At 43.6% G+C, this 24,793-nt stretch carries 21 protein-coding genes; 3 read left to right on the top strand and 18 right to left on the bottom strand.

What is annotated here, in order from left to right:
- The first annotated feature begins 30 nt into the window (after positions 1 to 30).
- Complete coding sequence (locus tag LX64_RS02800) at positions 31 to 1,671, top strand: mechanosensitive ion channel family protein (protein WP_111596072.1); 1,641 nt, start codon at positions 31 to 33, stop codon at positions 1,669 to 1,671.
- Positions 1,672 to 1,953: 282 nt separating this feature from the next.
- Here the strand turns inward: LX64_RS02800 and LX64_RS02795 are convergent, their stop codons facing one another.
- From LX64_RS02795 to LX64_RS25725, 5 genes are read right to left on the bottom strand one after another with little or no spacing between them, the layout of a single operon-like run.
- Positions 1,954 to 2,481 (bottom strand): cytochrome c, encoded by a 528-nt coding sequence (locus LX64_RS02795; protein ID WP_111596071.1) that lies wholly within the window; start codon positions 2,479 to 2,481, stop codon positions 1,954 to 1,956.
- Entirely contained in the window at positions 2,471 to 3,118 is a 648-nt protein-coding gene (locus LX64_RS02790) for an SCO family protein (RefSeq protein WP_158538510.1), read from the bottom strand. The genes LX64_RS02795 and LX64_RS02790 overlap by 11 nt, the downstream gene beginning before the upstream one ends.
- 56 nt (positions 3,119 to 3,174) lie before the next feature.
- The gene (locus LX64_RS02785; RefSeq protein WP_111596069.1) at positions 3,175 to 4,845 is read right to left on the bottom strand and encodes a cbb3-type cytochrome c oxidase subunit I; all 1,671 of its coding nucleotides are present in this window, start codon (positions 4,843 to 4,845) and stop codon (positions 3,175 to 3,177) included.
- Between the two features lie 18 nt (positions 4,846 to 4,863).
- On the bottom strand, positions 4,864 to 5,319 hold the full coding sequence (locus LX64_RS02780; RefSeq protein ID WP_111596068.1) for a cupredoxin domain-containing protein: 456 nt from the start codon (positions 5,317 to 5,319) through the stop codon (positions 4,864 to 4,866).
- A gap of 10 nt (positions 5,320 to 5,329) precedes the next feature.
- Positions 5,330 to 5,458 (bottom strand): cytochrome c oxidase subunit 2A, encoded by a 129-nt coding sequence (locus tag LX64_RS25725; RefSeq protein ID WP_148707167.1) that lies wholly within the window; start codon positions 5,456 to 5,458, stop codon positions 5,330 to 5,332.
- 219 nt (positions 5,459 to 5,677) lie between these two features.
- On the opposite strand from LX64_RS25725, the gene LX64_RS02775 reads away from it, so the two are divergent.
- Both LX64_RS02775 and LX64_RS02770 read left to right on the top strand, forming a co-directional pair.
- Entirely contained in the window at positions 5,678 to 7,234 is a 1,557-nt protein-coding gene (locus LX64_RS02775) for a sensor histidine kinase (RefSeq protein ID WP_245952522.1), read from the top strand.
- Between the two features lie 4 nt (positions 7,235 to 7,238).
- Positions 7,239 to 8,300, top strand: coding sequence for a response regulator (locus LX64_RS02770; protein WP_111596067.1), 1,062 nt, complete (start codon positions 7,239 to 7,241; stop codon positions 8,298 to 8,300).
- 198 nt (positions 8,301 to 8,498) lie between these two features.
- Here LX64_RS02770 and LX64_RS02765 read toward each other — a convergent pair whose 3' ends face one another.
- The 13 genes from LX64_RS02765 to LX64_RS02710 all read right to left on the bottom strand — a co-directional run bounded on the left by LX64_RS02765 (position 8,499) and on the right by LX64_RS02710 (position 24,775).
- Positions 8,499 to 9,956 carry a SusD/RagB family nutrient-binding outer membrane lipoprotein gene (locus tag LX64_RS02765; RefSeq protein WP_111596066.1) on the bottom strand — a complete coding sequence of 486 codons (1,458 nt, stop codon included), beginning with the start codon at positions 9,954 to 9,956 and terminating at the stop codon, positions 8,499 to 8,501.
- Between the two features lie 3 nt (positions 9,957 to 9,959).
- Positions 9,960 to 13,418 (bottom strand): SusC/RagA family TonB-linked outer membrane protein, encoded by a 3,459-nt coding sequence (locus LX64_RS02760; protein ID WP_111596065.1) that lies wholly within the window; start codon positions 13,416 to 13,418, stop codon positions 9,960 to 9,962.
- Between the two features lie 45 nt (positions 13,419 to 13,463).
- Positions 13,464 to 14,429 carry a FecR family protein gene (locus LX64_RS02755; RefSeq protein ID WP_111596064.1) on the bottom strand — a complete coding sequence of 322 codons (966 nt, stop codon included), beginning with the start codon at positions 14,427 to 14,429 and terminating at the stop codon, positions 13,464 to 13,466.
- Between the two features lie 64 nt (positions 14,430 to 14,493).
- The gene (locus LX64_RS02750) at positions 14,494 to 15,111 is read right to left on the bottom strand and encodes an RNA polymerase sigma factor (RefSeq protein WP_111596063.1); all 618 of its coding nucleotides are present in this window, start codon (positions 15,109 to 15,111) and stop codon (positions 14,494 to 14,496) included.
- A 310-nt stretch (positions 15,112 to 15,421) separates the two neighbouring features.
- Complete coding sequence (locus LX64_RS26255; protein WP_245952521.1) at positions 15,422 to 15,724, bottom strand: hypothetical protein; 303 nt, start codon at positions 15,722 to 15,724, stop codon at positions 15,422 to 15,424.
- Positions 15,725 to 15,821: 97 nt separating this feature from the next.
- The gene (locus tag LX64_RS02745) at positions 15,822 to 16,856 is read right to left on the bottom strand and encodes a sialate O-acetylesterase (protein ID WP_245952520.1); all 1,035 of its coding nucleotides are present in this window, start codon (positions 16,854 to 16,856) and stop codon (positions 15,822 to 15,824) included.
- A gap of 19 nt (positions 16,857 to 16,875) precedes the next feature.
- Positions 16,876 to 17,754: an alpha/beta hydrolase gene (locus LX64_RS02740; RefSeq protein ID WP_158538509.1), complete on the bottom strand. Its 879-nt coding sequence runs from the start codon at positions 17,752 to 17,754 to the stop codon at positions 16,876 to 16,878.
- Between the two features lie 129 nt (positions 17,755 to 17,883).
- Positions 17,884 to 19,080: an AGE family epimerase/isomerase gene (locus tag LX64_RS02735; protein WP_211324715.1), complete on the bottom strand. Its 1,197-nt coding sequence runs from the start codon at positions 19,078 to 19,080 to the stop codon at positions 17,884 to 17,886.
- 20 nt (positions 19,081 to 19,100) lie between these two features.
- A complete protein-coding gene (locus LX64_RS02730; RefSeq protein WP_111596061.1) occupies positions 19,101 to 20,033 on the bottom strand; it encodes a DUF4434 domain-containing protein in 933 nt (310 codons plus the stop codon).
- The gene (locus LX64_RS02725) at positions 20,030 to 20,713 is read right to left on the bottom strand and encodes a GDSL-type esterase/lipase family protein (protein ID WP_111596060.1); all 684 of its coding nucleotides are present in this window, start codon (positions 20,711 to 20,713) and stop codon (positions 20,030 to 20,032) included. Before LX64_RS02725 ends, LX64_RS02730 begins: the two co-directional genes overlap by 4 nt.
- Positions 20,695 to 22,584 carry a sodium:solute symporter family protein gene (locus LX64_RS02720; RefSeq protein ID WP_111596059.1) on the bottom strand — a complete coding sequence of 630 codons (1,890 nt, stop codon included), beginning with the start codon at positions 22,582 to 22,584 and terminating at the stop codon, positions 20,695 to 20,697. Before LX64_RS02720 ends, LX64_RS02725 begins: the two co-directional genes overlap by 19 nt.
- 31 nt (positions 22,585 to 22,615) lie before the next feature.
- Positions 22,616 to 23,995: a DUF5009 domain-containing protein gene (locus tag LX64_RS02715; RefSeq protein WP_111596058.1), complete on the bottom strand. Its 1,380-nt coding sequence runs from the start codon at positions 23,993 to 23,995 to the stop codon at positions 22,616 to 22,618.
- Positions 23,996 to 24,052: 57 nt separating this feature from the next.
- The gene (locus LX64_RS02710; RefSeq protein WP_111596057.1) at positions 24,053 to 24,775 is read right to left on the bottom strand and encodes a DUF4397 domain-containing protein; all 723 of its coding nucleotides are present in this window, start codon (positions 24,773 to 24,775) and stop codon (positions 24,053 to 24,055) included.
- Positions 24,776 to 24,793: the final 18 nt, after the last annotated feature.

The raw sequence follows: 24,793 nt of genomic DNA, 5'->3' as shown, positions 1-24,793 counted from the left end.
TGTTGTTATAAGCATAATCAACCCTGTATTATGCGAATGATCATTCTTATCTCTTTCCTCATCTTCCACCTAAACGCGCCAGCGCAACAAACTGATAGCAGTGTTGTTGTTCCATCCAACACGTTATCGGCACCTATCATTTTCGAACACGATACACTCTTCAGTATTCAATCCGCCCCACCTACAATTACCATACAAGAGCGGGCGAACTTGATTAATATGCGGATAAGCGACATAACAGCGCGGCCAGACTTTTCGGCCGATTCTTTATTGCTTGAATCAGATTCCATTGCCAGTAGAATAACTTACCGCCGCGAGATCGTAATGACGATTACGGAAGAAGATGCGCGCTTTACCGACTTAGATCGAATTGGGTTAGCAGAATCGTACTACAACATCATCAAAGATAAAACCGGTAGCATTTACGAGTTCAAAGGGTATAAACAGTTATTGATTTTCTTAGCGGAAACAGCGGCTGTCATATTGGGCTTATTGCTGTTTATTTGGGGTGTAAACTATGTATTTAGGAAAGTATTGTACCGGGTATTAAAGAAACCCATTTACCCGGCATTCCGTATGGGTAGTTACACGTTATTATCACCCGAAAAAGTAGGCAAGTTGGCCCGTGAAGCTGCGCGGTTCTTGCGTTGGGTGGTAATTATTATAGCCATTTACTTTGCGTTGCCTGTGTTGTTCAATATTTTCCCATGGACAAAGCCATTAGCAGAGAAATTACTATCGTTTGTATTGAACCCTATTAAAGATATACTTCGCGGGGTTGTGCATTACATTCCGAATCTTATTACCATCCTTATCATTTACTTCTTTACGCGGTACCTTGTACATGGTGTGAAATACATGGCGAATGAAGTTGAAAAAGGGGTATTGAAGATTCATGGGTTCTATCCCGATTGGGCGCAGCCTACTTTTAAGATTATTAAAGCCTTGTTATATATCCTGATGTTTGTGGCCATATTCCCTTATTTACCGGGCTACCAAAGCAAGGTATTCCAAGGCGTGTCGGTATTCTTAGGTATATTAATTTCATTGGGGTCCAGCTCTGCTATTGCCAATGTAATAGCAGGCATTGTAATTACCTATATGCGGCCATTCAAATTGGGAGAACGTATACAAATTGGTGAAGTAAGTGGTGATGTGATTGAGAAAAACATGTTGGTCACAAGAATACGTACCATTAAAAATGAAGAAATCACCATTCCCAATGCGCTGATATTAAGTGGACAAACCATCAATTATTCGGCAGCAGCCAAGGAAAATAAAGCCTTGATTTTACATACCACGGTTACGATTGGATATGATGTACCCTGGCGAAAAGTAAATGAAATGTTGATCCGTGCAGCTAAGCGTACAGAAGGTATATTATCTACCCCGGAACCCTTTGTATTGCAAACAGCTTTATCGGATTACTATCCTGAATATCAACTTAACGCATATACGCATCTTCCTGCTAAGATGGCCGAATTATATTCGCGCATTCATCAAAATATTATCGATGTATTTAACGAGGAAGGCATTGAAATTATGTCACCACAGCAGGTAGCTGTACGCGATGGCAATACGATACATATGCCGGAGGAGCATAGGCCGGCAGACTACGAGGCGCCTAGTTTCCATGTGAAGGTGCAGGATATAAATAAAAAACGCGAGTAAATACTCGCGTTCAAATAAATGGTCACAGATGGGGTATTATCAACAATGTTAACAATGATACAATAAGATAATGGCGGGTAATTGCGACTGAATTATAAAATGGCTACTTTGAAAAACATGCACAAGGCCCGCCAAAAAAGTTAAACTGTTTCCATTCTTTTGTATGATGTAAAAGGTTTTTTTAAAACGAGGTGCGAGTAGACACAAGCACCGTTATTACTGCCATTTCCATGGCTAACGTTTAAGCATAAAATCTTTTAATAACTCTCGAAAAGCAAATCTTTATTTCCATTTCTTTTCTCGTTCAACTGATTTCACTTGTACGGCCAATACCATGGCTAGTATCAATAGGATCACTACACCACCGAAACCTACGAAGAAGGGCCAGTTATTGGCTTCAATGGGTTTGTAATTCGGTTGTAGTTCACCTGGTCTTTCAAAGGGAGGCTTATCTTCTGTTGCCTTCGTTTCAGACTTGATGTATTCGAGAATAGATGCGATTTGAGCGGCCGTTAAATCCTGGTGATCGGGCATGGCCATTTGATTGTATTCGTTGTACAATGCAAGGGCATCCTTATCACCGCTTTTAATTACTGTTTGAGAAGAATGAATAAATTGCTCGATCCACGCTGTTTTTCTACGTTCACCTACACCAGCTAATGCCGGGCCTACTAATTTCTTGTTTACGTTATGACATGATGCGCAACGTGCAAGGAAGATTTCTTTACCTTCTGCGATATCGGCAGCGTATGTATATTGTACGCCCATCACCAATACCATGGTCAATAAAATGAGCTTTCTAAAGTTCATGTTCCAGTTTTTTAATGTCGTGAATTAACTGTTCGACCGCTTTTTCTTCCGTGCCGGTATAGTAGCCCCGGATACGACCTTGCGGGTCGAGCAAGATCAATTGTTCACTATGAATAAAATCATTTTCGCCGCCGTCGCCTTCTGTAGCCGTTACCCTAAAGCCGTTGCGGGCTAAGCGGTAGAGCTGTGGTTTATCGCCGGTGAGTAAGCGCCATTTGCTTTCTTGGATTTGATACCTGTTAGCAAATTGCGCGAGTACTGCGCTGGAATCGTGCTTAGGATCGACGCTGAAAGAGAGCATTTGCACGTTATCATCTGTAAGGAAGGCGGCTTGTACTTTTTTCAGCTGTTTCATCATCTTCGGGCATACGATGGGGCAGCGAGCGAAGAAGTAATTAGCGACGATGATTTTGTGGCCGGTTTGCTGTATGCTGTAATCGCTGCCGGATTGGGTTTGAAAAACGTATCCATGTAATTGCGTGGTATCGTTCTTAACATCCCAATTCGCGAAGTTGCTATATACAGGCAAAGCTTCAAACTTATTCTCGTAAGCCCTTACAGCTAGCCAGGCCAGCAGGGGTACTATCATTACCACTAGTACCCAAGCTGTTTTATGTTTAATCAAATTTGTTCTCATATACATCATTTATTGCTAAACAAAATCCTGTAACGTAATTGCCTATTCGAAATAAGCTATAAACCTGGCGTTGGGCTGCTTGGCAAGTGCGGTGGCGCACCTGGGCCGCCCAATCGCAATACGTCCAGTATAGTAGGAACGTACGCGATAATAATTATGATGACCATCATGATTATCCAAGGCTTAAAGCTGTTGAATAACGGGATGTATTTTTCGTCGTGATAAGATTCACTATCCGGCAAATACACTTCGGCTTCTTGGGTTTTCTTTTTGAAGATGGTACCAAAGAATACGATAAAGTAACACATACCTGCCGCAAACATGATAATACCGCCTGCGAGTGCCAACAAGGTAGAGGGTACCCATTGTGGATGGTATAGTTCGTGGTTAGGGTTTAAGTAAGTCATACCTAAGTTCGTTCTACGTGGTTCACCCATCAAACCGCCATACATCAAACCTGCAGAGAAAATCAATACACCAATCATCCATAAGTACGGTACTACTACGTTCAACTTTGGTAAGAATATTTTCTTGCCGGTTAATGCAGATAACAAGTACAAACTCATACCAATCATTGCTAAGAATACAGGACCGGCAACCGTCATATGGAAGTGACCCGGCAACCAAGAAGTATTGTGTACTACGTTATTCAAAGCATAAGAAGAATTCACAATACCGGTTAAACCACCGAAGATGAATAAAATCAAACCTGCAATCATGTACCCGAACATATACTTGTTATGATCTAAGTAAGGCAGTTTGCCCATCCATCCGAATAAACCTTTCGCACCATTTTTCTTACCGGCGTATTCCAAAGAGGCGGCCAGTGTGAAAGCCGTGATAAAGCTTGGTACGGCTACACCGAAAGTAAGAATGGTAGATACCCATTTAGAAGACTGGCTAATATTAGGATCACTGAACTGGTGGTGAACACCTACAGGAACAGAGAGTAATAAGAATAGGAAGAGGGCGATACGACCGGCATTATCGGAATACAGTTTACCACCTGCTATTTTCGGCAACATGGTATAGAACATAATGTAAGCAGGCAATAACCAGAAGTATACGAGGGCGTGACCGAAGAACCAGAATAACGTTCTGGCCAGGGTAACATTTACAGTAGCTTTAAAACCGAGTGCCCAAGGTAAAAGGAGTACGAGTACTTCGTATGCAACGGCGAGGGTACACGTAAACCAAATGATAAAATTGACTAAAGTACCGAGTACTGCTAAAGGAATTTTCGTGTGGGGGTTCTCTCTTTTCCACTGGCGGTATACATTCAACCAGTCGAATAAAGGCACCCAAGATCCCACAATCAACATGGCTGTACCGATGTAGAACAATGGGTGCGCTTTGAGGGGAGGATAGAAAGTGTATAACACGGATGCTTTACCGGCCAACATGGCGTATGCTGCTAACAAAGTACCGGTAACCATGAGTATTAAACTCGTCCACGTAGCCTTTTTATTCGGTTCTTTTTTGAGGTAGTATGTAATGGTAGCGTGCCCGAATGCCACGGCAAAAAAGGTGGTGAGCACCACGGCATTGATCACACCATGCAAGGTTAAACCTTGGTAATAATCTAGTTTTACAGCGCTGGATTGGTGGATTACACCGGCCCTATACACGGTTTGCATAAGGCCGTGGTAGATACCCAAAATCAGCAAGGTAATAGGAACAAATAGTTCTATGAGGATGACGTTCTTGAGTGAGCGACTGACTTTCATATACGTTGAGTTACTTCGTTAATAGTTATTTGGATAATTCACAATCACTTCTGCCTGCATGTTTTGGTGACCTACGCCGCAATATTCGTGGCAGGTGATTTTATAAATGCCCGGCTCTGTGAACTTCACCGTGGTTTTGTTGATACCGCCGTATACAGCCATCATATTGACGTTCTTTTCGGCGATATTAAACCCGTGTACTACGTCGCCCGATGTGACGAAGAAATCTACCTCTGCACCTACCGGTACGTAGATTTGGCTGGGTTCGAAATTCCACATCTTGGCTACGGCGAAAACTTGGTAAGTTGTGCTATCGATTTGGTTGATGCGGGGTGTAGTGTATGTTTTGTCGTAGGGAACACATTCCACTACATCTGTTTTTTGTTTCCCGGTAACGTATAACAGGGAGAATAAGAATACCATAATAATAATGGCGGTAATGCCTATGGCTTTGCCTTCGTATTTATCAAGCATAATCAAAAGTTTAAGCGCGTTCTAACATAATGTAATAGATGCCGTACCAGATGACCACGCAAAGCGTGATTAACAGCATAAAAAATGCGATCGCTCCTTTCGGGATGAATTTTTCTTCGGTATCGTGTTGACCAGGCATAACAGGATTTTTTATTGATGATGATGCCACAAAACTAGCAGCAACAAGGGGTTGAGAATATGAGTGACATAATGATGACGCGTGATTCTACTCAGACAAAAAACTGACCAGGATCAGTTGTGGCTGCTGAACATTGTGTAAATTGCAGCGTGGGCGCGCGGATGCGCGGTTTCTATATTTTGACATTCATCCAACATTGCACCGTTTTAAATCATTTGCATGTTTAGATTCGGACAAAAGTCTATACTATTCATTTCCTGCCTTGTATTAATTATTACCGTGTACTTATTAATATGGCGGCCGGATTATAACTTCTTCGACGGGGGATTGATTACCGTTATATTGTTGAGTTTGTTTATTAAAGACGATACAGTTACCAGCTGGATGGGCATTATATGTACATTGGTGGTGTTAACGGTGGCCTTCTTGCCCCATAAAAACCCCAATGTAGCCGAGGTGTTCATCGAGCACTTCTTCTCCCTTATTTTGGTAATAGGCACTACGATGCTGGTGTTATTTGTGAAGCGTTTGTATAGAACCTTAGAAGCAGATGAAAACCAGTTAACGGCATTGTTTAAGCATGCTAACGAGGGAATTATATTAACGAACCAGCAGGGCGAGATTGTATTGGCCAACCCTGAAGCTGAACGCTTATTTGGGTATTCAGCAGAAGAAATGTTGAACCAAAAGATCGAGATGTTGATACCTCGCCGTTTTACGGGGCAGCACGTACAACACCGTAGCAACTTTGCGAAGAAACCAACCGATCGTAAGATGGGCACCGGCATGGCCTTGTTCGCCTTGCGGAAAGATGGATCGGAGTTCGCGGTGGAAGTGAGTTTAAGTCATTTTAACCAAGGGAGGGAGCGTTATGTACTAGCCTTCATCATTGACGTTACATTAAGGAAGGAGTCGGAGAACAATTTACTAGCGCAAAAGAAGCAATTAGAGGAGCTTACGCAAAGTATGCAAGCACTGAATACCGACCTCGAACAAAAAGTGGATGAGCGTACTAAAAACCTCCAATCTGCCATGCAGCAATTGGAAACTTCGCAATCGGAATTGGAAGAAGCCTTGGCGAAAGAAAAGGAATTGAGTGAAATCAAATCCCGCTTCGTATCGATGGCATCGCACGAGTTTAGAACCCCGTTAAGCGCTATACTTTCTTCGGCCGCGTTAATTGGCAAATACACGCAAACCGATGATCAACCACGCCGTGAAAAGCATGTGAACAAGATAAGAGAGGCGGTGAAGCATTTGAATGAATTGTTGGAAGACTTTTTATCGTTAGGAAGAATCGAGGAAGGGAAAGTACAGATTTCTTTAGAAGTGATACCGCTGCAAGGGTTTATGGCAGAAACATCGGAAGAAGTACAGGGCTTATTAAAACAGGGGCAAACGTTGCAATGTAGTGTTGATCCACATTTACAAATCATTGCCGACAGGCGGTTACTCAAACATATTTTCGTAAACTTGCTCACCAATGCGTCGAAATTCTCCCCGGTAGAAGCACCCATTACCTGGACAATTTCGCGCCATGAAAACCAAGTTATTTGTACCGTGGCTGATCGAGGCATGGGTATCCCGGCGGAAGACAAAGCCTATTTATTTACGAGCTTTTTCCGGGGTAAGAACGTTACTAATATTCAAGGCACGGGCCTTGGCCTCCATATCGTTAAACGCTACGTAGACATGCTCGATGGCACAATTGAAGTAGACAGCGAATTGGGTAAAGGCACTACCATTACAATCACATTTCCTAACAACATAGCATAAAATAATGGCCACTATTTTAGTAGTAGATGATCATACCGACATCCGTGAAAACGTTGCAGAAATTCTTTCCCTCGCAGGTTACGAAACCATCGAAGCCGAAAATGGGAAACGTGCAGTAGAACTAGCGAAAGAGCATAAGCCCGATTTAATTGTTTGCGATATTATGATGCCCGAGCTAGATGGCTACGGCGTATTGCATTTATTGCGTAAAGTACCCGATACAGAACATATCCCGTTCATCTTCCTCACCGCTAAAACTGATAGAAGCGATTTTAGAAAAGGAATGGAACTAGGTGCCGATGATTATATTACCAAGCCATTCGAAGATGTAGAATTACTCACCGCTGTAGAAACCCGCTTGAAAAAGCAAACCTTGCTACAAGAGAAATTCAAGCAATCGCAACAACAGAGCGTTAGTCATTTATTACAAGACTGGCAATCTTCCGGCTTACTCAACCTCGATCCCGATAGCTATAGCAGCACGGTGTTATCGAAGAAACAACCCGTTTACCGCGAAGGCAAACATCCACAATACTTATACTACGTTAAATCCGGCAAGGTGAAAGCCTACCGTATGAACGACGACGGCAAAGAATACATTACCAACTTATACGGTGAAGGCGATTATTTTGGCTACGTGGCGCTTATCGAAGACCGGCCTTACGATGATAATGCCGAAGCATTGGAAAACACGGAAATAGCCCTTATTCCCAAGGAAGTGTTTTTAGAGCAATTGTTGAATGATGTATCTGTAGCCCGTACGTTTATTAAAAGAATTGCTTCGGAAGTAAAAGAGAAAGAAGATCGGTTATTACAACTCGCGTACGACTCGCTTCGCAAGCGTGTTGCCAGCGGATTGTTATCTATCCACGACAAGCTTCACAAAGAGCAAGGCTCTTCCGCCTTAATCGAGCTTTCCCGCGACGATATTGCCCGTTTCGTTGGGACTGCTACCGAATCTCTTATTCGTACATTAAGTGACTTTAAACAAGAGAAATTGATCGAGATGCAGGGTACGCGTATTCGCATTGTGCAACCGGATGCATTGAGGAAATTATTATACTGATAAAAAAAGAAAAGGCGTAGCTTAAGCTACGCCCATTTCATATCAGAGACACATACTTGTTGATCTTTTCAACAAGTCGATCCAATAGGGTTTTGTAATTCTAATACATTGGATCAAAGGATTGCATTACTAGTTAGATTCGATTATCCACCTAATAGACGCTACAAATACTCCCTTGGTACTATAAGTTGTAGAAAATTATTTTATCAGCCACATCTTCGTATCCTGTAAGTCACCCCCCATGCGGATTTTCGCCTTATTATATTCTTCATAATTATACAAACTTTCCTCTAATGGGTACATAAACCGGAGGGGAATAGTGGGCTGTACGGCTAATGGACCCAGTACAAATTGTGGATAACCCGTTCTGCGGTGGTCCATCCAACCTTCAATACCTACAAATAATTGGGCTATCCATTTTTGATGTATCAATTGGCGTAAGGTGCCGTCGTACTTTACGCTGGGTTGTTCGTAGTAATCTTCAGGCTCCTGGGCACCGTAATAGTCCATAGAAGCCGCAATGCCTTTGTAATACAAGCTAGCAGCGTTTTCGTTAGGAACCTTAACTTTCCCTATTTGTACAATTTCCGCTAGGATAAAATACACTTCGGCTGCGGTAATGAAAGTGGCTTTATTGAAATTACCTGATGGCTGGTTAAAGGCGTCGGAGAAGTGTGACATATGGTCGTTCCCACCGTTGTACTTGGAAGGATCGGGTAAGGCGTTGGGTACACCTACGTAATCGCTGGTATCTACAATGGCACCTTCTTTACGGTTTACTTTGGCTACCATTATTGGCAGGCGTGGGTCGTTGAGCGCTTTAAGGCGGTCTACTAAATCTTTGCTGGGTTTACGCTTGTCGAACTCGTCGTAGCCATTGGCGAGATCACTGAAAGGCCAACTGTCTTCGGCGCGGGAACCTAGGTACGGTAACTGTGCATTGTCGGCGTTTTGGGTAATAATGGGATAAGTATACGGGTCATCCAGCATTGTTTTGAGGATGATGGTGGCATGCGTGTACTTTTTACTACAACGTAGTAATAACCGTAGGCGTAAACTATTCGCTAATTTGCGCCATTTCAACACATCGCCATGGAAAAGCATATCGTAATTGGGATCAATTGCCGGTAAGGGGCTGGCGAGTGTAAGATTGGCGGAATTAAGTTCGTCGAGTAAAGCGGGATAAATGGTTTCTTGTGGGTCGTATGCGGGTGTGTATACGCCTTTGTAAGCTAATGCGGCTTTTGTATAGGGCACATCGCCCCATAAGTCGGTAAGGTACGAGAAGTTGATAACGCGCAATATTTTGGCTAGCGGAAGGTATTGTGGTTGTTCGTACTTCTCTGCTTCAAAAATGAGATGTTGAATAGTGGTAAGGCGGGCATACGTTTCGCGCCAATCTTGGGGGCCCCAAAGGAACTTATCCATTGTTTCGTTACGTACCATGGTAATGTAACGGCCGGCTTCCCCGGGATGATCGAGTACTGAAACATGTTGTAGTTCGTAGGCTGTTTTCGTGATGGCGGTGGATAATAGGAATTTGGGTTCTACATCATTAAAACCATACGGGTTTGTATTGATTTCTTCGAAATCATGTTTACAACTTGTTACCACAAGTAAGCACAGTAATATGATGATACTTCCACTTTTCCACATACACTAAAAGTTTACATCTAGTTTCACACCGTAGGAACGAGTTCCCGGTAAAGTCCATGTATTAATACCCACATTGTAGCGGGTATCAGCAATTTTGTTCGAGGTTTCGGGGTCGTACCCTTCGCCTGCAGCTGTATAAGAGAATAGGTTACGGGCCATGAAGGTAATGCCCACCTGTTGAATATTCTTGAAAGGGCGCATGAAGGTATAACCGAGGGCTATTTCGCGGAGCTTTACGTAGGTGGCACTGTAGCTATTGCGGGATGGGTAATCCCAATAGTAGTTGCCGTAATACGCTTCGGGACCCATCACTTTATCGCTTAACCTAAAGCTGCCATCGGGGTTTTGAATATAGCCGTATAATAGCATGCCATCGTGACGAACAAGCCCGTTTTGATCTGTCCATTCTAAACCACCATGCGCTTCATCTCTTCCGAATAAAGTCTTCTCTACCCTACCATCGCTTTGCAAATTATTGGCGGTATAGGAATAGAAAGTACCCCCTTGTCGCCAATCGACTAATGCGGAGAAATGCACATTTTTATAGGTAAGATTTTGAATGAAACCTACTGTGAAATTGGGATTGTAGTTACCGTATTGAATATACTGTTCGGCATTTACTTGGTATTCGCCGCTGGCAGTTAACCAAGGTTGCCCTTTGTAAGGACCATCCGGCACTGTTTTCCACATTTCGCCGTACATATCACCCATCCTTCCTCCTACGCGGGCTAATACTTTCGACCATTCACCGCCCGATAAATACACTTCGCCGTTGGGAATGGTAGGCGATAGTGCTACAATTTTATCCCAATTCCGCGTAAAGTTCACCGTAGTTTGCCATTGTAACTTTTGCTGGATGGGCGTGGCATTAAGTTGTAATTCGATGCCTTGGTTCTGAATGTTGCCGGCATTGATCATACGCATGGTATTACCGCTGGAAGAGGCAACAGGTATAGGGATAATTTGATTCTTGTTATTGGATTTATAATAGGTGACGTCGATACCTATACGATTTTTAAACAAGCGTACATCGGCGCCGAATTCTATACTGTTGGAGATTTCGGGTTTCAGGTCTGCATTCTTCAGCACAGCTTCCATTTCCACCCGTTTAATATTTCCCCAATCGCTTGTGTAGGCATAGGTATTGTACAAATTATACGGGTCGGTATCCTTCCCTACTTGTGCCCAGTTAGCCCTGAACTTCGCGAAACTGAGGGCGCTTGTTTTGGGAATATTAAATACTTCGGTAAGGATAAGAGAAGTAGAAATAGATGGATAGAAATACGCGCTGTGGCGCGGAGGCAAGGTGCTGGACCAATCGTTTCTACCCGTTAGTTCGATGAACCATTGCGACTTGTAGTTGGCTTGGAAAGTACCATATACACTGTTCACCCGTTTTTTATAGAAATCTTGTGAAGGCGTAATACTTCCTGGTGAGCCATTCTTGATATTATAAATCCCCGGCATCACGAGCTTTTCGGCGGCTTGGCCGTTGCTATTGCGTTCTTGGTCCATCCGGTTGGCACCTAAGTTGGCGTTAATCGACCAATGGGTGCTTACTTGCTTTTCGTAGGTTAATAGCACATCGCTGTTCATTTCCCGGAAGAAGAGATCTTCGATGCGATAGTAGCCATTTACATAATGTACAGCACTAAAAGGTTTACGGCTTTCGCGCTGCTCGGCGTATTGATCCATACCGGTTCTTAACATCAATTGTAAGCTCGGTAATAGGTTGATATTGATTTGTACGTTCCCGTTTAAGCGGTGACGATCGTAAGCATTTGTTTGTTCGTATGCAATGAAATAAGGGTTATCTACCATGGGGCGCCCTGTGTACATATCTTGTACATGGCTAAATTGTTCTACCCCCGTTTTGCCGGGCTTCCAGTAATCACGGAGTTTGCGTGTATCTACATTCGGGGTGGTGGTATATAGAATATTAATTACACCTTGTCGATCGCCGGAGTAGCGGTTGTTGCTGGCATTGTTGGAATAGGAAATATTGGTTTGTACTTGAATAGCGGGATGGAAGCGGTAAGCAGCCCCGATATTGATCATATCTTTTCGAAAATCGGTATTCGGAATAATACCTGAATTGCGCACATCTGAGAGTGATAGGCGGAAATGGCCGTGATCGTTATTACCTGCAACGGAGACTGTATTCGAAAATGTTTTGCCCGTGTTGAAGAAGTCTTTTACCCTATTGGGGTAACTCTTCCAATCCAAAGGCACTAGCTCTCCATTTTCATCGCGTGGCGAATTCCATTGTGTATGTTTGGAACCATCATTCAGTGCGGGGCCCCATGCAGCTTCCCCCCAAGTTTCAACAGCGTATAGATCTTTACCGGCACCATACACGTTTTGGAATTTCGGGAATTGCCAAGCACGATCGAGCATGATAGAAGAAGAATATGTTACACCTACACCTTGTTGGTAGCCGCTGCCCGATTTGGTGGTAATTAACACGACGCCGTTACCAGCACGCGAACCGTATAAAGCTGCGGCGGAAGCACCTTTCAATACTGTTATTTCTGCAATATCATCGGGATTGAGATCGGATATTTTGTTACCATAATCTACTTTACCGCTCACATTTTCTCTTGATTCGATGGGAATACCGTCGATTACGAAAAGAGGTTGCGTGTTGTTATTAAGAGAAGATTCGCCCCGGATAACAACCAGCGAAGAAGCACCTGGATCGGGGCTCATACTGCGAATTTGCATGCCGGGTACTTTGGCAGATAAGGAGTTGAGGATATTAGGGTTGCTGATGGTATTAAATTCCTTTTGATCAATTCTTGCTACGGCGTAGCCTAATGATTTTTGGAGTTTATTTATACCGAGCGCAGTAACTACAACGGGGCCCAGTTGTTGACTCATTTCGCTGAGTACAAACTCTACATGGTTAGTTTTCCCTGCCGTTACCTTTACCTCTTCGATCCGCTGAGAGCCGTATGCGAGGTATGAGCATTCCAGCGAGTAGGTACCCGCGTCCAGGGGCAAGGCAAAAGAGCCATCCGCCCCTGAAACGGTTCCTTTAGGGGTTCGACCTGCCCTGATAGTAGCACCGGGAATAGGTTCTCCTTGTTCGTTTACTACGCTACCGGTGATAACACCGGGGCTGGGAATGGGTTTAGCATAAATAATCATATGCTCCCCTTCCGCTTTAAAAGTAAACGGCACTTGCATAAGGAGTAATTCCAGGATGCGCGGGACAGTGGATTGTACAAATGATTTTTGTTGAATCTTGTATTTCTTCAGCTTCGCGGCATCAAATACAAAAGCAACGCCCGATACTTGTTCTAATTCTAAGATCGCTCCATCGAGTGTTTCGGATTGGAAGCGGATTGAAATAGGGCGATTTGGTACATGTTGGGCAAAAGCCAGTTGTATGGTGCATGTGCACCAAAGTATAGAGAACATCAACATGTAGCGCCATATCTTGCATCCGCGAGTTGGCATAAGTAGAATTAGTTTATCGGCAATACGTTTGAACTGATCAGTATTTTATTGGATCAAGAAATCCTTCTCATTCATCTTCGAATAAACATTACCATTCACGAGGCATAATTGCCCGATGATTTCTTGTAATGTTTGTTTACTGCTGAACTTGCAAGTAAAGCGGTATTGTGCCACTTTTGGGTATTGGAAATGAATCTTAGCCCCGTATTGCAAGGTTAGTGTAGCAGCAATTTTTTCGAATGTTTGTTGGCGGAATACGAGTTCTTTTTGCTGCCATGCTTTTACGACAGCTGTGTCGGCAATGGGATGTACATTCCATGCTTTCCCTTTTTCCAGGATAGCTTCCGTACCCGCGGTTAGCACTTCGCTTGGGTATTGATCGTTTTGTACTTTTACTTTGCCTGTTAACACGCTTACACTAAAGCATTGCAGTGATTGGTACCATTTTAAGTTGAAGGAGGTACCCAATACTTCTGTATTCACATCGCCTGCTTTTACATAAAAAGGTCGCTTGTTATCTTTTTCGATTTTGAAAAACGCTTCGCCTTGTAGTACCTCTACGCTACGTTGGTTACCGGGAAACTTGTTGGGATACACGAATACAGTACCTGCATTCATGCATACTTTCGAGCCATCGGGTAAAACGAGTGATTGGAGTTGTTGCGGCGCAACGCGGATAGTATCAAAGGAAATTTCCGCGGTATAGGATGCGTTTTTGTTGTATTGAACGCCCAGTATCGCTATTACAAGGGTAGCAACAGCGGCGGCGGCGGCCCAATACCATTTTGATTTGTTCGTATTGCGATGAAGGGTAGGCGTGAAAGGTTGCACTTCTTGCCAAAGCTTGGTACGTAGCACCTTGCGATACGTGGCATCCGACTCGAGTTGTTTAGCCGGCGAAGCGTGGTTTAACTGGTCATACCAAGCATCTACCAACTCGCGCTCGCTATCGCTGCAAGTTCCTTGCAGGTACTTATCCAATATGCTAACAGGAGGTTTTTGCTCTGGCATTACAGTTTCTTTGCTTTACAGACGCTACAAAATACTTCGCAGTACTAGAAATGTGAAAAAAATATTATGTTAAAAATACGACTTGGCTGTATAGTATAGGTGAAACCAGTAACAGCGGCACCATATTACCATAATACTGCACAACGGCAATACGCAGGCGCTTCAAGGCGGTTGTTAATTGATTCTTCACCGTTTGTTCCGAAATATCGAGCGCGGTAGCGATGGCATGTATATTCATACCTTGCTCGCGGCTCATCCGGTAAATGCGTTGCATTTTGCTTGGCATTTTCTCTACTTCTGTAGCAACGAGCGTTGCTACTTCTTTTGCTTGCACCTCGTCCATTAAATCGGTATGCTCTTCTAATGGATCGTTATATTCTTCTACCAATACCATTTTAGCCGTATAAGCTGCCCGGAAATGACTTATTACCCGGTGCTTCAAGGCGGTAAAAATATAGGCTCTAAACGACGATTGGATGGTGAGTTGCGCGCGGTGGTTCCACAATTTGATAAAGAGTTCCTGGGTACAATCCATGGCATCTTGTTCACTGCCTGTTTTGATCATGGCTTCTTTCAACATCAACTCCCAATAGCGATCGAATAAAAGGGCAAAAGCATACTCGTTCCCAGAAGAAACCAGCTGCCAAAGCGACTCATCACTATATGATTGTAGGTTGTCCATCTTAATCTAAAACTTAGCCGGCACATAAAAGATGGGGATATAACTACTGTGAAGTATCATTCTTAGGCATTGATCACAGGTTGTCCTCTATCCATTGAAAACCAGCGCGAAATTATAAAAGATTCTCGACACTTGACCATTCTAATTGTTGGGTCGATTGTTAAACAATCGTAAAATCATGGTTAGTTGTCCTATCCTTCTAAATAACGGGATTCCAATTATTTAGGATTGTAAAGATGTTACCTCTACATAAAAAAACCCCGGGCATGCAGGCATGCCCGGGGTTCCTATGCTTATTACAAAAGACGGTTTACTGTGCAGGCGCTACTGTTAACACATCCCAATTATCAGTTCTGAACGGTGCCACCGGCAAGCCATTCTTACCAAACAGGTTACCAACTGCGGCATTGCTAAACCCGAAGCGTACGGCTACAGGTTCTTTAATAGCCTTATTAGTGGCGATCAATTTATTACCTTGCAATTTAATGGTTGCAGGAAGGAATTTTTGATCGGCACCGGCTATATACACCGTTGATGGTGCTGTACCCTTTTGTTCAAGGCCGTTTTCGGCATGCTTGAAGGTGATGATAACATTGCTTTTTTGTACTTCCATGCTTTCGTATGTTGGGTAGTACGGTTGCAAGCCTTGTACTTTGTATGTTTTATCCAACGCCATGTTGGCTAAGCGGAGACCAACATCGAGCTTGTTTTTAGGGGTGGATATCGTTGATATTATCTACTAAATCTGTTACGACTACCATGCCCGTGTTTTCCAGCTTTTCGGTGTTGGCTTGTGCTTCGCGAACGAGCGCCCCGGTTTGGTCTTTATCACCACTATTATATGGAGCGATTTGTACGAAGTAAAATGGAAATACTTTCTTCCAATCGTCGCGCCATGCTTTGATCATACTAGTGAACAAGTTCGTATAAGCATCGGCGTTGGCTTTATTGCTTTCGCCTTGGTACCAAATGGTACCGGCTATATTGAACTTGGTGATAGGTGCAATCATCGCGTTGTAAGCAATACCCGGTGTATTAGGCCACCATTGTGCGGGTGCTATTTTCTTGGATGCTTCAAGTAATGATGGATTGTTGTTGACAATGTTAGCAGGCGTCCACACTTCTGCGGGAGTGCCACCCCAGCTGGCGTTTATTAAGCCAATGGGTACATTTAGTTCTTCATTCAATCGCTTTCCGAAGAAATACCCCACAGCGCTGAACCACCTAATGGTTTGTTCGTTGCATACGGTCCAGTTACCCGGCGAATTATCTTGCACGGTTTGGGCAGTTGTTTTCGGTGTATGGAAAAATCGAATGTTGGGATTATTCAAATTACCACCGGCTTTCACCACGTTGTCCCACACTTGGTTGCCCGACCATTCCATGTTAGATTGACCGCTACATACCCATACTTCGCCGATTAATACGTTGTTGAGCGTAATAGTGTTCCAGCCTTGGAGGGTAATGGTATATGGGCCACCGGCCTTCGGTGTAGGAATTTGAATTTGCCATGTAGCGTCGCCTGTTGTGGTAACGGAATCTACGCGGTTATTCCAAGAAGTGGTGATCTTGATTTTCTCATTCGGGTTTGCCCATCCCCAGAGTGTAACTGTTGTTTCACGCTGTAAGACCATGTCGTTATTAATAATCGCGGGCAAGCGAATGTTACCTTTTGCTGTACTGATACATAATGAAAACAGGGCTACAGCAAGCGCCTGTAAATAACGTGGAGGAGATTTTTTCATACAATGTATATTAACAGGATTATTGCGCTGGAATTACAACGGATTGTTGCCCGTTCATGGTGCCTGCTACTGCCGATTTCATAAATTCATCCATCTTCGCGAATTCGCTGAACATTTTACCACTGATTTCATGACCTTTTCCTTCGTAGGTATACAAGATACAAGGCTTGTTCATTTCTTGTGCTTTTTCGTAGATCGTTTTCGCACCGAACATCATTAACCAACCGGCATCGTTTGCTGTACAAAAGCGGTGGGCAGCTGTACCGTATGGCACTAATTGATCTTTGGTACCGTGCATCAGCAACATGGGCGTCCATTTGTCTTCTTTCACGGTATTCATATCGAGAACGGCCCCGGCGAAGATCATGCTGGCAGCAAACTTCTGGCGACCGAAGAATTCGTAGCGTGCCTTATCTTTCTTTTCGTACGGGTTGAAAAGGAGTTGCAGCGCAGTTTCAGCACCGGCACTGCTACCGGCAAGAACGAGCTTGGTGGTATCTATACCCAATTCGCGGGCATTTGCATATAAGTATTTTGTAGCATCGGCAGCATCTTCTACGGCCAAGCGAACGGCTTTCAATTTCTCGGGTGTGGTAGTATTACAACCGAAGCCTACCCCTTTCAAATACAAGCGGTACGAGATTACAAATACGCGGTATCCTAATTTGCATAAACCATCGGCCATCGGCTTTTGATTATCTGGATGTCCACCTTCAAATGCACCACCATGGATAAACATCACGGAAATACCGTTGCTTTTACCTACCGGCTTGTAGTGATCCATGTATAAGGTATCGGTATCTTTAATTGCATAGTTAAAGCGCGTTTTCTCTTGCGCCATAGCAGGTAGTTGTAATAACAACAAACCTAATAATCCAACAAATGTGAGCTTCTTCATAGTTTCTATCCTGTTTTTACCTTTCATAAAAGGCTCATGACGTGCGATACAAGATACAATCTTGCGGGTATTATTTATAAAAAAACCCGGTGTGGCCACCGGGCTGCTGCTTTGCTTGCTTGTTTGGTTTTATATTGACAATCTTTCTTCTTTGGAAGCGAATACCGGTTTTTCCAATGTTTTCCACACTTGGTACAAACCGCGTGGCACGTGGAAACAACCTTTCCATTTACCACCTTTCAGGTTCAGTAATACGTCGCCCCGGCGATCGAGGTACCCAAACCACTCGTTGTATTCTTTGTCTTTAAAGTGATTCCAAGTATACTCATGTACTATCTTGAACCACTCGGCATTGCGTTCATCACCTGTTTTTTGATAACCTTTTGCTAGGCAAACGAGTGTTTCGAGGTGCACCCACCATAACTTCTGATCCCATTCTAACTGTTGTGTTGGCGCTCCTTTGATATCGAGGAAATAGAAAATACCGCCATGCTCTTTATCCCAGCCATATTCGAGCGTACGGAGGGCTATGTCGTTGGCTTTTTGTGCGAGGGCAGGATCATTCAAGCGTTCGGCGAGATCCATAATGAACCACATCGCTTCAATCGCGTGGCCGGGGTTGAGTAATCTACCTTCGAAGCTATCGCTGAAGCTACCGTCGAGGAATACGTTTTCTAGGATGAGGCCCGTTTCTTCGTGGTAGAAAACATCCATTACTTCGTGGAGTACACCCGGGATAAATTCGTTCACGGTATCGCTACCAAGGATGTGTTCTAGCTCTAGGGAAAGGTTACATAAAATCATGGGTAGAGCGAAGTTTTTCAACTCGCGGGTACCCGGGTATGCTTTGCTGTATTTGCCTTTTGGATTGTTTTGGCGGCGAACGATGTTTGCAAACGTTTGCTTGGCAATTTCTGCGTAACGGGGATTCGGCACGGCTTTATACAATGCACCAAACGCCATTGCAGCAAAACAATCCGAGAAAATATTGTACGGTTGAATAAGTGGCTTACCTGTTTGATCTAAAGAAAAGTAAAACGATCCTTCTTCATCACGACCATATTTCTCCAAGAAATCGGCACCATGTAAGGCCATGTCGAGCCATTCTTGCTTTTTTTCTACATTATTGTATAACATGGAAAACATCCACACTTGTCTTCCTTGTAACCAAATAAATTTATCAGTATCAAATACATTTCCATAACGATCTAAGCAAGTGAAAAATCCGCCATGCTCTGTGTCTTTAGAATGTTGTAACCAAAACGGGATGACATTATCTAAAAGTTCGCGTTGGTATTGTTGTGCAAACGATTTCATTTCAAACATTGTACTAGGATTGTCTTTTGCTATAGGGTTTGTAAATATTCACGGTAACGGTTGTATAAATGGCCTGCTTGTAAGTAAGCAGATTGCGGGCTCATAAAATGCGAGAATTCAAATGTGATGGCTTTATCGTACCCCGCTGCCCTAGCAGCTTCTAGCTTTAAGCGCAATTTTTCGAACTTAATAGGCAAGAATTTAATCGGCATATCACGGTCGAACGATTCGGCATTGGTCCAGCATTGCATTCCAAATTGGTCGGCCATCTTTTTGTTGACGGCAAAGAACTCGGGTAACTCGTGGTAATCGATGTGCCCGTCTTGGAAGGCAACAGCATCTACCGCACCTTGTACACCGGCGAATATTTCGCTCCATTCTTTTTCATGTTCTTGAATAGAAACAACATCTTCTTTCGACAAAGTTGCAGAAGCAGCCATTACTGCTTTTTTGCCATCAATCCAAGGCGAGATAAAAGTGGGCAAACCGTTTGATACTTCTTTACATTGAAGACCCAGCGTTTTAAATGCATGAATGGCGCCTTTGGTTTTACGGCTTATTTCCATACTTAAGTACCAGCCTTTAAAGCTTTTGTGGTGACCGTATTTTTTCCACACTTCATCGATCACATACCTATTCACATCTATCTCTGCTTGCATGTCGCCGGTATCCCAATAGCGCCCGCTATCATACAAACCGAAATAAAATTGCATATCATACTTATCAGCTAGTTCAAGGAAAAGCGAGACCAAGTCAACCGGCGGAGCATAGCACCCCAATTGTTGCTGGAGATATAGGGAAGGATAGGTTATAAAGCGCCTGTAGCCGCTGCGGATCATAATTACGGTGTCGATACCCACAGCTTTCATATGCGCGAAATCGGCATCCCACTCTGCCCTGCCCCAGTTCTGGTGCGGGATATCGTGGCTAATTTCATCGATAAATGTGCCTGTTATTCTCATAAATACTTTTTACTTTTTAAATAATCCACCCAACGGATATATGCCACCATCCTTAAATGCAAGCCATCGGTTGATAGCTCTTTGATCAAACTGCCGCTTTCATCGGTGAACACTTCATGGAGGTTCACGTACGTTACTTTGTATTCCTGCGTGATGGATTGTAGCAGCTTGTTCAATGCTACAATTTTCTCATTCCGCACGTGTTCGTAGTTTTTGCCTAGCATCGATTCTACCACGGGCAATACGCTTTGCATGTAAATTTGCGTGCGGGGCGACGTAGTTTGAATGATGTGAATAATGCGTTTATAGTTTTCCGCGATAACTTCTACCGGGGTGTTTCTTTTCAGATCATTCACCCCGCACAATACAAATACTTTCTTTGGTTTGGAGGACACTACTTCGTCGAGCCGTGCAATGATACCGTATGTAACATCGCCACTGATACCACGATTTACAACGGGTTTCCCCGCTAGTAATTCTTGCCATTCGCCTGCTTCGGTAATGCTATTGCCCAAGAATACGATCTCGTTCTTTTGGTTGGGCATTGCTTTGAAGAAGGCGAGGCGTTGTTGGTAGTGTGAATTATTGTACGAGCTATCGATCTTTTGCGCTTGGCTTGTTAAGCTGCCAGCAACAAGGCTTAGGGTGATAGCTAGTTGGGTTATTTTTCTTCTGCACATACAGCTTGATTTGTCGTTACGTTTACGGTGGAAGGAGTGGGCTCGTCTTGGTACTTCAACCTATTCCACCAATTCTTTTTCAATATCCAAGTACAAGCGAAGAATACAATCGACCAGCTGAGCAATTGCATATTCTCACGGATCATGAAGTAGATTGGGATGACCACTTGCGCCATTTGCCAAACAATTCCGACAAACACATTCACCATATCTCTACCGAAATCGTTGTTAGGTTTGAAGTTTGGATCTTCGGCTAAAACTTCACGCTTAATAGGTCCCCAGAAACCCCAAGGACGCGTTTGTTTATAGAAAGCCTTCACCGCCTCACGATTTTCGAGCGGTTGCATATAAGTACCAATAATACAGCCAAGGAAAGAGAAGCCTAAGATGTAAGGGAACACGAAAATGTCGACGAATTCCGGGAAGAACACCAACTTCACCGTAGAAGCAATTAAGCCGAATAACATACCATAGAAATAGCCATTTCCAGAGAAACGCCACCAAATCCATTTCAACACGTTAGCCGCGGCATAACCACCATACAAGGCAGAAGTAATCCACAAAGTGATCTTCGTTAAGGAAGCGGCATTAAAGCCAAATACAATCCCTACAAACACCAATGCACAAGAGGCTATTACGCTCAAGCGTAAGTACTTTTTATCGGAGGCATTAGGATTGATGTATTTTTTATAGATGTCGTTCACAATGTAAGCAGGTGCCGCATTTACAAAGGCCGAGAATGTACCCATGAAAGAGGCTAATAAACCGGCGAGCAATAAACCCTGTAACCCAACCGGCACAAACTTCGCAATGGTTAATGGTAACACTTTTTCGAAATCAATTTGCCCGCCCATGGCGTTTAATTCCGGTGCTAAGTATACTAAGCCTAGTACAGCGAAGGCAGCCACCATGAGGTAACGCGGCATGTACATCACTAAAATAGTGCTTACGCTCATTTTAGCTGCATCAGATGGCGTACGGGTAGATAAGATACGTTGCATATCGTAGCTAGGCACCGGGCCTGCTAACGAAGCGAAGATGCCTTTGAACAACATCATCATAAACAATAAGCCAAACATACCAAATCCATCACTCGCAATTTTCTCGTTCACCGTAGGCATGCTCGTAGCGCTCCAATCTAAATCCAGGTGCCAACCAAACCACATGTCTTTCCAACCGGCCGGCACCGCCGCACTTACTTGCTCTGCTGTGATGTTTGTATATGCTATGTAACCAATGACTAACGCGCAGATAGTCATAATAAAAAACTGTAACACTTCTGTGGCTACCACGCTGTACATACCACCTTTGATGGTGTATAAAGTGGTGAGCACACATAAAATCAATGCATATACACGTTCAGATGATAAATGGAAGGCACCGATTTGCATACTTAAATCCCAAGGTAAAATTGAAGTACTAAACTTGCCGATACCTTCAAAGAAATAAGCAATAAATCCAATTACACTTACCACGGCGAATGTAACAATGATGATATGCGATAAACGGGCACCTTTACCGTCGCCAAAGCGGAAGGTAATCCATTGGGCGCCCGTCATGGTATTAGAGCGGCGCATCCAAATGGCGAGGTACACGAATACAAATACTTGGTTCCACACGGGCCATAGCCAAGGAATCCAAGCACTTTTTAAACCGTAAATAAAGAGAATACTTACCGTCCACATCGTACCCGAGATATCGAACATGCCGGAAGCATTACTCAAACCGAGGTAATACCATTTCATGGTGTTACCGCCGAGGAAATAAGATTGTAAATCCTTGCTGGCTTTACGGGAAATGTAAAACCCAAGGAAGATCATACCTACAACGTAGGCGAGGATAATCGAAATATCAATATAACTTAATGGCATGTATGATAGGTTGATTGTATGTTTTGATTGATTAAGTTTTCCAGTACCACTTTTTCAATACGAAGAATACGGTGATGGCGCTGACCACGCCTGTGAACAAAACGCCTTGTAAGAATCCGCCTACAGCATTGCTACCAATGGCCGTGAAATAGGTGAATATGTCCGTTGCTTTCATCAGCGGTATTAATACCAAGTTCCCGGCTGTATAAGCCACCATTGGGTTCTTACCATTTAAGGCTAAATAGTGTACAAACCCTTTTGTACTAATGGCACCTATTGCATCAAATGCCAGCAAAGCAAAGAAAGCTAGGCCGCCGGTAACGAAGTAGTAACTGTAGGTTGAAGGATCTTTTTTGATACCACCTTCAAAGGCGTCGAAAAATAAGCCCAATAACAGCAAGTAGGTACCGGCTGCTACAAGGTTTTTATAGTAGGCAGCGGCATTGGATTTTTTCAAGAACCAATGCAGGATCGCTAATAATACAATCGTTGCGATTAAATTAAACACCAAGAATCGACCAAACAAACACACGGTATTCAACACGTTCAATCCAATTCCTAATAAAGCAACCGTAGCATAAAATCCTTTGCTTGGCTGTGTTTCTTCGGCAGGGGTGCTTTTCATACGCTGCAACATCCAATCGCCCGCTATAGTGCCGGGGATGATGATGAAGAGATACTTGAGATAATAGAATTTGTACGCCCAAGCGGCCGGTGTAAAGTCGAAAATCGCTTGGTTGATGCTGCCTTTTTCTTTTGATGCGAGGAAGATGGCCATCACGAAAGGCAATATACCTATGCGCAACCATGGGTTTTTCTGAGTAAGCATCCAAATTAAGGCACCAAATAATGCCATGTTGGCCAGTACAATAATAATTACATCACTGCGGGTGATGCTGAAGCCTTTTGCGAATGGGTATTGCCATAGGAAAAATACGCCTAGCGCAAAGGCGAGTAATTTAAGGGTAAGGGCAAGCTGGGGATTCATTTTGTCGAACTTCACGAACATGAAGAACAACAACACGAAGCAGCCTATCGAGATAAGGTGATCGACAGTTGTAGGTTGGCCACTCATTACCCATGCTCTTGCATGCATGGTGAAGATGGCAAAGAATACGAGCAACACGTACCGTTGCCCAATGTATAATAATGTTTTATGGATGGGTTCTTGTTGCAATTTCTTGTGCAAAGCCAGTGGGAAGGCTGCGCCCATAGAAAAAAGAAAGAAGGGGAATACTAAATCCACCCAGGTGATACCCGGCAATAATGGATCGTATACGTGGTAGGGAGGCGGTACTTGCGCGTGGAACATCCATGCCGGTAATACAGGACCAAATGCTATGCTGCCCGATAATACCATGGCCAAAATGGCGAATCCACGTAAAGCGTCTAAACTATTATTCCTATTCATGTTGAAAGTTTTGTACCGGCACTGCTGCGTACAGCACCGGTACAAGTTTTTACTGCATTACAAATTATTAATGGTCGTATACAAAGGTCCTCCGCTAGCTGTTGGTTGACCAACCCAACCACGCGCCACGATCGTATAGAATTTATTATCGAGGGGGGAAAAATTCTTGATCTCTGTGAGCAGCGTTTTTGTACCGCCTTTGAATAATTTGATATTATACACATCCACCGGCATTTCGATGAATGGAGAAACAGTCCCGTAATCTACGTTCGAGATCAACAAAGAATCGTTGTTACTCAAACGAATGTCGATGGGCCCGACGTTCATCTGGATATTGGCTAAGCGGAATTTGCCGTAGCCTTTTTTCGCATGTGAAAAGTCGTCTTCCACCACTAAGAAGTTCTTCGCGGTATCGTATACAAACATAGAGTAGAACTTACGGCCTTCCATGTTAGTAGTATAGCTACCGATTTGAAGTGAATCTACATTCGTGCCGGTATGCGGAATCACGAGGCGTAACATTTGTTTTCCGGAAGGAATGCTTTCGAATAAACCAGCTGTAGCCGGTGTAACCAAGGAATAGAATAATGAAGCACCCAGTTTATCGTCGCCCAACTTCAAATAGCAGTTAGGTTGTTGTGGTGGGTAGTAGTATAATTTCACATTGGCGGCATCGCCTGGTTTTTGCAACTCTACGCTGCGGAATTCATTCTTCTTACAAGCAGCCAACATCGCTACGGCTGCTAAGCAAGTATATGCTAAGGATGTAATTTTTTTCATCGCTGGTGTTTTTGGTTG

The sequence above is a fragment of the Chitinophaga skermanii genome, assembly GCF_003259335.1.
GTDB classification, from domain to species: Bacteria; Bacteroidota; Bacteroidia; order Chitinophagales; family Chitinophagaceae; genus Chitinophaga; species Chitinophaga skermanii.
This window is presented reverse-complemented; position numbering and strand designations above follow the sequence as displayed.

Bases quoted from the DNA above. Each gene is read 5' to 3' on its own strand.
- LX64_RS02750 (WP_111596063.1), bottom strand. From the start codon at position 15,111: ATGGACAACCTACAATCATATAGTGATGAGTCGCTTTGGCAGCTGGTT.
- LX64_RS02725 (WP_111596060.1), bottom strand. From the start codon at position 20,713: ATGTGCAGAAGAAAAATAACCCAACTAGCTATCACCCTAAGCCTTGTT.
- LX64_RS02780 (WP_111596068.1), bottom strand. From the start codon at position 5,319: ATGCTTGATAAATACGAAGGCAAAGCCATAGGCATTACCGCCATTATT.
- LX64_RS02765 (WP_111596066.1), bottom strand. From the start codon at position 9,956: ATGTGGAAAAGTGGAAGTATCATCATATTACTGTGCTTACTTGTGGTA.
- LX64_RS02785 (WP_111596069.1), bottom strand. From the start codon at position 4,845: ATGAAAGTCAGTCGCTCACTCAAGAACGTCATCCTCATAGAACTATTT.
- LX64_RS02775 (WP_245952522.1), top strand. From the start codon at position 5,678: ATGTTTAGATTCGGACAAAAGTCTATACTATTCATTTCCTGCCTTGTA.
- LX64_RS02760 (WP_111596065.1), bottom strand. From the start codon at position 13,418: ATGCCAACTCGCGGATGCAAGATATGGCGCTACATGTTGATGTTCTCT.
- LX64_RS02745 (WP_245952520.1), bottom strand. From the start codon at position 16,856: ATGAAAAAATCTCCTCCACGTTATTTACAGGCGCTTGCTGTAGCCCTG.
- LX64_RS02720 (WP_111596059.1), bottom strand. From the start codon at position 22,584: ATGCCATTAAGTTATATTGATATTTCGATTATCCTCGCCTACGTTGTA.
- LX64_RS02735 (WP_211324715.1), bottom strand. From the start codon at position 19,080: ATGTTTGAAATGAAATCGTTTGCACAACAATACCAACGCGAACTTTTA.
- LX64_RS02740 (WP_158538509.1), bottom strand. From the start codon at position 17,754: ATGAAGAAGCTCACATTTGTTGGATTATTAGGTTTGTTGTTATTACAA.
- LX64_RS02795 (WP_111596071.1), bottom strand. From the start codon at position 2,481: ATGAACTTTAGAAAGCTCATTTTATTGACCATGGTATTGGTGATGGGC.
- LX64_RS02790 (WP_158538510.1), bottom strand. From the start codon at position 3,118: ATGAGAACAAATTTGATTAAACATAAAACAGCTTGGGTACTAGTGGTA.
- LX64_RS02800 (WP_111596072.1), top strand. From the start codon at position 31: ATGCGAATGATCATTCTTATCTCTTTCCTCATCTTCCACCTAAACGCG.
- LX64_RS02770 (WP_111596067.1), top strand. From the start codon at position 7,239: ATGGCCACTATTTTAGTAGTAGATGATCATACCGACATCCGTGAAAAC.
- LX64_RS02710 (WP_111596057.1), bottom strand. From the start codon at position 24,775: ATGAAAAAAATTACATCCTTAGCATATACTTGCTTAGCAGCCGTAGCG.
- LX64_RS02715 (WP_111596058.1), bottom strand. From the start codon at position 23,995: ATGAATAGGAATAATAGTTTAGACGCTTTACGTGGATTCGCCATTTTG.
- LX64_RS26255 (WP_245952521.1), bottom strand. From the start codon at position 15,724: ATGGAAGTACAAAAAAGCAATGTTATCATCACCTTCAAGCATGCCGAA.
- LX64_RS02755 (WP_111596064.1), bottom strand. From the start codon at position 14,429: ATGCCAGAGCAAAAACCTCCTGTTAGCATATTGGATAAGTACCTGCAA.
- LX64_RS02730 (WP_111596061.1), bottom strand. From the start codon at position 20,033: ATGAGAATAACAGGCACATTTATCGATGAAATTAGCCACGATATCCCG.
- LX64_RS25725 (WP_148707167.1), bottom strand. From the start codon at position 5,458: ATGCCTGGTCAACACGATACCGAAGAAAAATTCATCCCGAAAGGAGCG.